Below are 924 nucleotides of genomic sequence, written 5' to 3' on the forward strand. Positions count from 1 at the left end.
CATTTTCTTTATTGACGACCCGGACTTCGAATCGCTGGATGCGGCTGACCTGCTGAGCCTGCCGGAGTGCATTTCGCTTTACAGCGATCAGGACTGCGCGACGAACGACTTTCCTGAAACCGGCGATTTTGAAACGATGCGCGGCACTCCCCTGCTTTCGCCGCAGGGGGAAGTCTTCCTGTTTCGCAAGATGAATTTCCTGCTGCGCCGTGCGGAAGAAACTCGCCGACAGCTTGTGACCGCCAAATCGCAACATGCGAAGCTGCGCAAGTGCCTTGAACACGCTCTCGCCGACGCTGACGCTGTCCGAAATCACATCGCGGAATGCAACCTGCGGCTGGTAATTTCCATCGCCCGAAAGTTCGCGAACTCCTCCCACGAGTTCGACGAGCTGACAAGCGAAGGAAATGAAATCTTGCTGAAGTCGATCGCGAAGTTCGATGCGTCGCGAGGTTTTCGCTTCAGCACCTACGCGACGCATGCGGTGCAGCGGCACTTCTTTCGTCTGGCGCAGCGACGGCGCCGACGACAGCCCATCGACGCTCCCGGCACCGCAGAACTGCTGCACGGCGTTGCTGCCGTCGATGAAGATCCGCTAATTAGTGAGTGGATCCAGGAAGAGCATCGCGTCAACGATCTGATCGCCCGCATGGCAGAGCAGCTCGACGAGCGGGAACAGGTCGTGGTTCGCGGACGGTTCGGCATTGGCAACAACGGCGTTGTGAAGACTCTGCGGGAGCTGGCTCAGGAACTGGGGCTCTCCAAGGAGCGCGTTCGTCAACTGCAGATCGCTGCGGTGGAGAAGCTTCGTGACCTTTTCGACGAATGTAGCCCTGACCTGGCCGCATCGTAGACTGGCCGGCGGGTGGTCATTCCCGTCTGACTGGCAGCCGGGTGCGGGGCGTTGCGAATCACCTCTGCCGA

Annotated in this window: 1 protein-coding gene; it reads left to right on the plus strand. The window is 59.5% G+C overall.

Going from position 1 to position 924, the window contains the following annotated elements; all coding sequences use genetic code 11:
* Nucleotides 1-853 (plus strand): sigma-70 family RNA polymerase sigma factor (locus tag KDG50_03160; protein MCB1864401.1); only part of this gene is annotated, 853 nt, incomplete at its 5' end.
* Nucleotides 854-924: the final 71 nt, after the last annotated feature.

The organism is Chromatiales bacterium (assembly GCA_020445605.1).
Lineage (GTDB): Bacteria > Pseudomonadota > Gammaproteobacteria > JAGRGH01 > JAGRGH01 > JAGRGH01.